Origin of the sequence: Sphingobacterium sp. T2, from assembly GCF_000814685.1 — a bacterium.
Lineage (GTDB): Bacteria > Bacteroidota > Bacteroidia > Sphingobacteriales > Sphingobacteriaceae > Sphingobacterium > Sphingobacterium thermophilum.
Genome location: NZ_JXAC01000253.1, coordinates 1 through 8,237, shown reverse-complemented (window position 1 = coordinate 8,237; position 8,237 = coordinate 1). Strand labels below are relative to the sequence as shown.

At 41.0% G+C, this 8,237-nt stretch carries 9 protein-coding genes and 1 pseudogene; 5 read left to right on the top strand and 5 right to left on the bottom strand.

Annotated features, from left to right (window positions below; translation table 11 throughout):
• Positions 1 to 139: 139 nt before the first annotated feature.
• The 4 genes and pseudogenes from SD31_RS13530 to SD31_RS13520 all read right to left on the bottom strand — a co-directional run bounded on the left by SD31_RS13530 (position 140) and on the right by SD31_RS13520 (position 2,331).
• Complete coding sequence (locus tag SD31_RS13530) at positions 140 to 634, bottom strand: GNAT family N-acetyltransferase (RefSeq protein WP_039054512.1); 495 nt, start codon at positions 632 to 634, stop codon at positions 140 to 142.
• Positions 635 to 736: 102 nt separating this feature from the next.
• Positions 737 to 1,258 (bottom strand): EamA family transporter, encoded by a 522-nt coding sequence (locus tag SD31_RS19565; protein WP_231561666.1) that lies wholly within the window; start codon positions 1,256 to 1,258, stop codon positions 737 to 739.
• A 226-nt stretch (positions 1,259 to 1,484) separates the two neighbouring features.
• Positions 1,485 to 1,853, bottom strand: a pseudogene (locus SD31_RS19560) (EamA family transporter); the annotation flags it as partial.
• Position 1,854: 1 nt separating this feature from the next.
• A complete protein-coding gene (locus SD31_RS13520) occupies positions 1,855 to 2,331 on the bottom strand; it encodes an Lrp/AsnC family transcriptional regulator (protein ID WP_039054511.1) in 477 nt (158 codons plus the stop codon).
• A 240-nt stretch (positions 2,332 to 2,571) separates the two neighbouring features.
• Between SD31_RS13520 and SD31_RS13515 the strand changes: the two genes are divergently transcribed.
• From SD31_RS13515 to SD31_RS13510, 4 genes are read left to right on the top strand one after another with little or no spacing between them, the layout of a single operon-like run.
• Positions 2,572 to 4,842: an FAD-binding and (Fe-S)-binding domain-containing protein gene (locus SD31_RS13515; protein ID WP_231561665.1), complete on the top strand. Its 2,271-nt coding sequence runs from the start codon at positions 2,572 to 2,574 to the stop codon at positions 4,840 to 4,842.
• Between the two features lie 8 nt (positions 4,843 to 4,850).
• Complete coding sequence (locus SD31_RS19555) at positions 4,851 to 5,486, top strand: (Fe-S)-binding protein (protein WP_231561664.1); 636 nt, start codon at positions 4,851 to 4,853, stop codon at positions 5,484 to 5,486.
• A 38-nt stretch (positions 5,487 to 5,524) separates the two neighbouring features.
• Entirely contained in the window at positions 5,525 to 5,701 is a 177-nt protein-coding gene (locus tag SD31_RS17675) for a hypothetical protein (protein ID WP_197053732.1), read from the top strand.
• Entirely contained in the window at positions 5,655 to 6,149 is a 495-nt protein-coding gene (locus SD31_RS13510) for a hypothetical protein (protein WP_156138375.1), read from the top strand. Before SD31_RS17675 ends, SD31_RS13510 begins: the two co-directional genes overlap by 47 nt.
• 64 nt (positions 6,150 to 6,213) lie before the next feature.
• Here the strand turns inward: SD31_RS13510 and SD31_RS13505 are convergent, their stop codons facing one another.
• Positions 6,214 to 7,668: a PLP-dependent aminotransferase family protein gene (locus SD31_RS13505; RefSeq protein WP_039054510.1), complete on the bottom strand. Its 1,455-nt coding sequence runs from the start codon at positions 7,666 to 7,668 to the stop codon at positions 6,214 to 6,216.
• Positions 7,669 to 7,735: 67 nt separating this feature from the next.
• Between SD31_RS13505 and SD31_RS13500 the strand changes: the two genes are divergently transcribed.
• Positions 7,736 to 8,176 (top strand): TonB-dependent receptor, encoded by a 441-nt coding sequence (locus tag SD31_RS13500; RefSeq protein WP_039054509.1) that lies wholly within the window; start codon positions 7,736 to 7,738, stop codon positions 8,174 to 8,176.
• Positions 8,177 to 8,237 lie beyond the last annotated feature (61 nt).

The window sequence follows — 8,237 nt, the reverse complement described above, 5'->3', positions numbered from 1 at the left end:
TTTTTAATTGGTAGGCAAAGTACAGTGGTTCTAATTTTCATAAATAAACTAGTTTAGCTTTAAAGAATTGGTTACCGTTAACTGTGTGAAAATATGGTCTTGGAAGGCTTTGATACAGCTCCTTTATAAATATAACAATTTATCGGCTTTTGGAAAAGGAGGTGAGCTTAAAATAACTTAATTCAATTTCATGTTGTATGGGAATGTTATCGTAACCTGTCAAAGGGATGGAGGGTTTTATTTTGCGGGCATGATCCACAGCGTTTAGATGTATGTCGGTAATTGTGAATTGTCTTTTTTGATAGAACCGTAATGCTCTCAGGTTGTCATTAGTAGTCACTAGCCATAGCCTTTGACAGTCCGAATGGAGAAAGACTTCTTTAACGCCTTCCAATAGGGCAGAACCTATACCGTGTCCTTCATTGAAGCTGTCCAAAGAAACTATCTCGATTTCTTTGTTTTCCATGGTATAGGTCAGCAGACCTACAATCCTGTTTTCTTCAATGAGCACTAAAGACTCCAAGTCAGCAACATAATGCACCTTGCCTCTTGAAACCATAAAATCCGTATTCCATCTTTCTATAAAAAGTTTTAATACATCTTTTTTAATGTCTTCTGTGGCTTTAAGTATCATATGTTAAGCTTCTTCATACAAAAATAAAAGCTTCATAGGAGATTGTATTGCTACGGTTGATCTTCCATGAAGCTTGAAGGTGTACAGTAATAAATCTAAAAACTATTCTTGGCTTTGTTGTTTTTCTTTTTCTTTGAGCTTTTTCTTTTCAGCTTTGGAAAGCTCTTTGCGTTGAAATTCGGCAACTTCCACTATGCGAGGCACACTACTCTTTGGTGCCATATGTTTAAGACGTTTAAGTTTTTTGCGATAACGGATTGCCCGGATGGTTCTACTGTCTTTATACAGGTTCCAATTCATAAGAAGTACGGAAACCAAGACCACGCAAAGTCCCATAATCTGAAGCATGGTAACCTCATGATCGGTGAAGAAATGTACGAGCAGCAAGGCAACGATAGGGTTCACATAGGCATATGTGCTCACTTCCGTGGCCGGACGAACTTGCAACAACCAAATGTAGGAGCTGAAAGCTAGGATAGAGCCCATCGTCACTAGATACAGCAATGCCCCCCAATCTGCAAGGTGTACTGCCTTGTAGTCGAAACGGGAATACTCTCCATTGAACAGGGCTACCAGCGTGAAAGCTACCCCGGCAGTCAGCATTTGCCAGGCGGTCTTCACCATTACATTCAGTGCTTTTTTCTTTGTTGGTAGTCTTACCTTTCTGGCTGTATTTGGACCACAGGGAGCCTATCGTCCAGCCTATGGTTCCCATTACTAAGACGCCCATAGCGGTGATATTTTGCGATTTCGTCTCCTCAGCAACAGTATTGGCAAATATCTGTTCGGCAAAGAGCATAATGACACCTGCAAAACCGAAAAACAATCCCAATAAAGTTTGGATGCTGGAAAAGTTTTCTTTCCATTTTGGTTTATCTAGCAGAACAAACCAAATAGCGGTAGCTGCCGATAAGATGGAAACGATGCCACTGGAAATGTACTGTTCGGACCATATGATACAGGCCATATCGACAAACAGCAGTAAGAACCCTACAAAAATAGCCTGCTTGACATCTTCTTTATTGAAAAGCTTGTATCCTTTTAAGGCACAGTACCCCATTAATAATGGACCTGCAATAAGAAAACGGATAGAGCCCAAAACAAATGGCGAGAAGGAGCGTAATGCCTCCTCAATAAAGAAAAAGGTGGACCCCCACACTATATAGACCACTAAATAGGCGAGGATAACGCTTAATATCGATGGTTTACTTTCTTCCATTTTAAACAGTCGGAATAACAAGTTTTTGTTCTTCTTTAATTGTCTCCAACACGATAGTTGTACGTGTAGAAATGATACCTTCAATTTTTCCTAAAGTGTTGCGCATGAGGTCGACCAAGCCGGCAGCGTCTGCGGTTCTTACTTTAATCAAGTATCCATCATCTCCCGCAATGTCGTGCACTTCCTGAACTTCCGGAATTTCGGCCAATAGGTAGGCTATACCTTGTTCACCAATAATGTCGGAAGTTTTGATGAAGATAAATGATAAGAGATTCTGGTCTAATGCCGCCGGATTGATTTTAGCATTGTACTGTAAGATGACTTCCTTTTGCTCCAGTTTTTTTACACGTTCTAGTATGGCCGAAGGAGCCATACCCAATTCCCGCGCGATATCTGCATTGTTGGTTCGCGCGTTATTTTGCATGATACGCAATATCTGATAATCTATATGGTCTAAATTAATTTCTAATTTTTTCATTCTGCAAAAATACATAAATATCGAATAAAATTCAAAATTTATTCTTTGATAAAGAATTTTGTTCACCTCTGTAAGGTTTGTATTAATAAATTTGCAAGAAAACGCAGTGGTTTTGCGGTTTTGTGCGGTTTTTAATTTAGAATACGTATAAACAGTTAAATATTTGGGCTAATTATTATCAAAAATAACAATCTTTGCTTAGATTTGTTTTAGTGTAAAGCTTATTATTTTATTATTCATATGTCAATATCTTTAGAAAAGCTTAATAGCGAATTAGAGGGGGAGTTGTATTATAGGGAATGGGATCCTAAGCATCATACCATGTTGGTAGCTTATTCTACGGATGCTTCCGTATATCAGGAGAAACCTTTAGCTGTAGCTATTCCGTATACCAAGCAAGACCTAATTACCTTAATACGTTTTGCTGACGAAAATAAAATCACTTTAATTCCTCGTACTGCCGGAACTTCTTTGGCGGGCCAAGTTGTAGGAAAAGGTATTGTAGTGGATATTTCGAGATTTTTCAATAAAATTCTTGAGGTGAATGTGGAGGAAGGATGGGCACGTGTGCAACCAGGAGTGATTCGTGATGACCTGAATGCCTATCTCAAACCTTACGGCTTGATGTTCGGTCCTGAAACTTCCACGGCCAGTCGTGCAATGATTGGTGGGATGATTGGAAATAACTCATCGGGGTTGCACTCCATAGTTTGGGGGGATACAAGAGCCAATTTGCTGGAAGCTCATGTTTTGTTGAACGATGCATCAGAGGTTGTTTTCAAAGCTTTAGAACCTCAGGAGTATTTTGCTAAGCTGGCACAGAAAGACAGAGAAGGAGAGATATACCGTCAGCTCAATGACTTATTGACTAATAAGGAAAATATTGATATAATCAATTCGGGCTATCCGAAGAAAGATATTACCCGTCGTAATACCGGCTATGCATTGGACTTTCTGGTAGATACGACAAAACCTTTCAACCTCTGTAATCTGTTGGCCGGTTCGGAAGGAACTTTAGGCATAGTGACAGAGGCCAAGATTAAACTACGTCCATTACCCCCTAAGGAGATAGGGTTGCTATGTGTACACTTTTCCGATATGGTGGAATGTATGCATGGTAATGTAGTTGCATTGCAACATAAGCCGGAAGCGTCCGAGCTGGTAGATAAATATATTCTTGACTTCACGGTAGGTCATCCGACATATCAGTATAATCGTTTTTTTATCGAAGGTGATCCTCAAGCTCTACTGATAGTGGAGTTCCGTGCAGACAAGGAAGAAGAAATCGTCTGCAAGGCAGAGGCTTTGAAGCAGGATCTGATTTCCAAAGGACTGGGATACGCTTATCCGTTAGTGATGGGAGTGCAACAGACCAACCTTGTATGGGATGTGCGCAAGGCAGGACTGGGATTAATCCGAAATCTTCCTGGAGACGAACAACCGGTAAACCTCATTGAAGACTGTGCGGTATCGCCGAAAGATCTACCTGCCTATGTAGCGGATGTGCAACAAATTCTTAAGGAAGAGGGCGTGCATGCCTCGTACTATGCTCATGCCGGAGCAGGAGAATTGCATATTGAGCCGTTCATAAATCTGAAAACCGCAGAAGGTAAGCGTAAGTTTCGTTCTATTTTAGAAAAGACCACCGACCTGGTGTTGAAATACAATGGTTCACTTAGCGGGGAACATGGTGACGGTAGGCTACGTGGTGAGTTTATCGGCAAAGTGCTAGGAGAGAAAGTGTATGCTTTGCTGCAGGAGGTGAAAAATGTGTTTGACCCGAAAGGCATCTTCAATGCCAATAAAATTGTAAATACGCCACCGATGGACTCTTCCTTGCGTTACGATAAGGTAATTGATGGCAAGGAAATCCAGACCTATTTTGACTTTACGAAAGACGAAAGCATTTTGCGTCTTACAGAGAAATGTTCGGGTTCGGGAGATTGTCGTAAGACCGAAATCACTGGAGGAACGATGTGTCCTTCGTTTATGGCTACACGCAATGAAAAGGACACCACACGTGCCCGTGCTAATATGTTGCGTCAGTTTCTGACAAATTCGACTAAAGAAAACCGCTTTGATCACGAGGAGCTGAAAGAGGTAATGGACCTTTGTTTAAGCTGTAAAGGCTGTAAAACAGAATGTCCATCTAGTGTTGATGTGGCCAAGATGAAAGCCGAATTCCTTCAACATTATTATGATGCTAATGGAGCCCCTTTCCGCGCCAAGGTTATTGCCAATTTCACGAAGTCCCAACAGCTAGGGGCTATGGTGGCGCCAGTATACAATTTCTTTGCACAAAACAAATTGACTTCAAGTCTTATCAAATCGGTGTTGGGATTTGCTCAGGACAGAAGCTTGCCGGAAGTGAGTGGTACAACCTTAAGAAGCTGGATTAAAAAGCAGAAAACACAATCATCTAACGGAAAGTTTATCTTTTCTGTGATGAGTTTACCGATTATAACGACACCCACATCGGTAAGACCGCGTATAAGCTGCTTACTGCCTTAGGCTATGAGGTGCTTTTTGCACCCCATAAAGAAAGTGGAAGAACTTATCTTTCCAAAGGCTTTGTGAAGGAGGCTAAAAGGCTGGCAAACGAAAATGTAACTTTGCTTAAAAATAAAATTTCGGAAGAAACACCGCTTCTGGGGATCGAACCTTCGGCCATCGTTACATTCCGTGATGAGTATTTGAGTTTGGTGGATAAACCTTTGTTGGAAGATGCCAAAAGAATAGCACAGCATGCCCTTATGGTGGATGAGTTTCTGGCACAGGAGATAGATAAAGGAAATATTACAGCCGATATGTTTACTGACGCAAAACAGCATATCAAGCTGCATGGACACTGTTACCAAAAAGCTTTCCATCTCGTAGGTTATACGGAGAAAGTGTTATCGTTGCCGACGAATTATTCGGTAGAGGTTATCCCTTCCGGGTGTTGTGGTATGGCGGGTTCTTTCGGCTATGAGAAGGAACATTATGATATCTCGATGAAGGTTGCCGAATTGGTATTGTTACCGGCTGTTCGCGCAGCTAAAGAGGATGTCCTAATCGCTGCGGCGGGAACATCATGCCGTCATCAGATCAAGGATGGCGCGGCACGTAAGTCCTACCATCCAGTAGAAATTTTGTATAACGCTTTAAAAAGATAAAACATTATCGTAATTTGCTATAATAAAACTCTATTGCCATGAACATAGCAAAAATTTTCTTGACTGCTGGTTTCGCAGCGATGGTGGCATTGTCCGGTTGTGGCAATTCTTCCAATAAAGGACAGTCAGACCAAGGTCTTCCCTTAGAGAAGTTCACCAATGATAAAAATGCCCAAAAAGCAATATTTCTTCCTACGTATTGTAGAGGAGAATGAAACAGATTCTTCAAAAGTATACGTAGCCAAATCGGTTTTCGACCAAGATACCGTAGGAATGAAAGTAGAAGTCTTGAAAAATATAGAACCGGGGGTTGACGGTCAAGGCCGTCCTAAAGAGTCCGGATTTGTTAAAGGGGCTATCAAAATTTCTTCTATAGGCGAAGAATCCAATGCTTTGGTAAGAGCATTATCCACCATTTTCGGTATGGAATCAGCAGGCCAGATGAGCTCCGAAGCGATCTTACCTACTGTCTTTTCTTCCAATACAGTGGCTGTAGATCTGAGTAAGAATGCTACGTATAGCTTTAAGTTGTTCTTCGAAAATTCTGTAGGAGATCCAGCAGAAGTTTTTGCTACGCTCGACCTGTATAAGAAATCTTTCGAGATGTCTGAAAAAGATGCTTCGTTCCGCCCGCAGTGGCTGGCTGCTTTCGAAGGAAAATAACAAGAATAACCAATAAGGCTTGCCATTAAGCATGCCTTATTGGTATAATACCTCATAAAACCCTTCACTCCAAATTTTTATAGCTTTTTCTTGCTTCTTGTTCGTTAAGGTGTCCATATCCTATACGCATGGCTGTGATATACTTATCCTGGTAGAGGATATGTTGTGGTATGGTAAGTCCTTTTCTTTCACAGTTGCGACATATGGTCAGTAAAGGCACTTTCTGCTTAAACTCCACCCAAAATGCCAAGCCCATATGAGGTGGATTAAAATCTATAATTCTGTCAAAATAAGAATCCAAAAGGACGCTGAACTGGTTTCTGCGCCTAAGATATAATTTGGTGAGCCGCTGTGCTTGACGCAAAAAGTAACCTTCTTTTACGTATTCGCTTAAAGCATGTTCTATCAAGGGCGAAGAGGTGGATTGTAAGGTATTTTTGACTTTCTGTAATTCTCGGATAACGGATGAGGGAGCGACAATATATGCCATGTCATAAGGAGGGGGAAGCAAGCCTTCTAAACTATTAAGATAAACGACTGTATGCTGGTCATCATGATGAATGAGCGAAGTGGGAGACTGTCGGTCGAAAATAAAATCTGTTCCGCTATCATCTTCTATAATTGCGAAGCCATATGTTTTGGCTAAAGCGATTAACTCTTTTTTCTGTTCTTCCGATAAAGTCCGGGCGGTGGGATATAATGTGTTCGTATGAATATAAAAAGCTCTAATATTTTCTTTTGCAAGAATTGACTTAAGCTCTTCTATGTCTAGTCCCTTTTCGTTCAGAGACACAGTATATAGTTTTGCTCCGCAATCTTTCAGCATCATGTTTATAAAATAATGACCGGGCTGGGTGACCACAACAATATCATTCGGCTTTATCAGCGTTCTCAGAATGCACAACGTGCTTATTTTGTGATTTCCGGTAACGAGAATTTTTTCGGCATTAACAGCAATGCCTTTCTGAATAAGAAGAAGGTTTATTAGTTGATTTTTAAGATTTTCATTTTCTGAATGAATGTTTTTGTTGAGCTGATTTAACAACCATTTACTTTGCGAAGCCGCACTAAGAAAGGTGTTCAACAATTTGAGATCTGTGGTTCTGTAATCGGGCGTACCATCTGTCAAAAAGAGAGATGAGTGAAGAACATTGGAAGATAAATCGAGTACAGGATTGGAATAAAGCTGATATGGTAGCTGTTTCTCTTTTTCCTCCTTGGTAATTATTGGGGGGTGAGGTGCTTTTATTTTCTGCTGTGTGACATAAGCCCCACGCTGTGGAAGAATTTCTATCCATCCTTGCGCTGCCAGTTCATCATATGCTGCTACCACGGTCTGGCGATGGATGTACAGCCGTTCGCTAAGAAGTCTCGTCCCCGGAAGCTTTTCTCCGCGCAGAACAATCTTAACCTGAATGGCTTTTACAATACCTTGAGCAATCTGAAGATAAAGAGGGGTGCTGTCGTTGCGTTGCAATTTGATGTACGGCAGGAGTTTGTTGATAACTGGACTATTCATGGATATAAAACTGGACTATCTATTTGATGGAGAAAGATAAGACTTTTGTGACGAAAAATTTAAGATTATGAAACTTAAACGCAGTGTTTTGTTCATCACCTGTACTAATTTTTTCTTTATGGCGCATGCACAGAAACTTGAAAAGCTTCAAGACAGCATCGCTGAGGTAGTGATTTCAGAAAACAGGTTACAGATTCCTTTTTCCAAACGGAGCAGGGATATCCAAATCATTAATAATGAAGATATCAAGCGGTTGCCGGTAAAATCTATCAATGAGGTGTTGGCCTATGCTAACGGAATGGATATAAGACAACGTGGTCCTTTCGGTACACAGGCAGATATAAGTATTGACGGTGGTTCTTTTGAGCAGGCGTTGATTCTAATCAATGGTGTAAAAATTTCAGACCCACAGACGGGCCATCATACTATGAATATTCCTATAGCCATGGATGCAGTAGAGCGTATAGAGATCTTGCGAGGGCCTATGGCTCGTTGTTTATGGTGCTAATGCATTGACCGGAGCGATCAACATTGTTACACGAAAGGATGTTAAAAGTGGGCTGTCAGCA

What these genes read in the sequence shown, in the direction of transcription:
- SD31_RS13530 (WP_039054512.1), bottom strand. Translation starts at nt 634, where the DNA reads ATGATACTTAAAGCCACAGAAGACATTAAAAAAGATGTATTAAAACTT.
- SD31_RS19565 (WP_231561666.1), bottom strand. Translation starts at nt 1,258, where the DNA reads ATGGTGAAGACCGCCTGGCAAATGCTGACTGCCGGGGTAGCTTTCACG.
- SD31_RS13520 (WP_039054511.1), bottom strand. Translation starts at nt 2,331, where the DNA reads ATGAAAAAATTAGAAATTAATTTAGACCATATAGATTATCAGATATTG.
- SD31_RS13515 (WP_231561665.1), top strand. Translation starts at nt 2,572, where the DNA reads ATGTCAATATCTTTAGAAAAGCTTAATAGCGAATTAGAGGGGGAGTTG.
- SD31_RS17675 (WP_197053732.1), top strand. Translation starts at nt 5,525, where the DNA reads ATGAACATAGCAAAAATTTTCTTGACTGCTGGTTTCGCAGCGATGGTG.
- SD31_RS13510 (WP_156138375.1), top strand. Translation starts at nt 5,655, where the DNA reads ATGCCCAAAAAGCAATATTTCTTCCTACGTATTGTAGAGGAGAATGAA.
- SD31_RS13505 (WP_039054510.1), bottom strand. Translation starts at nt 7,668, where the DNA reads ATGAATAGTCCAGTTATCAACAAACTCCTGCCGTACATCAAATTGCAA.
- SD31_RS13500 (WP_039054509.1), top strand. Translation starts at nt 7,736, where the DNA reads ATGAAACTTAAACGCAGTGTTTTGTTCATCACCTGTACTAATTTTTTC.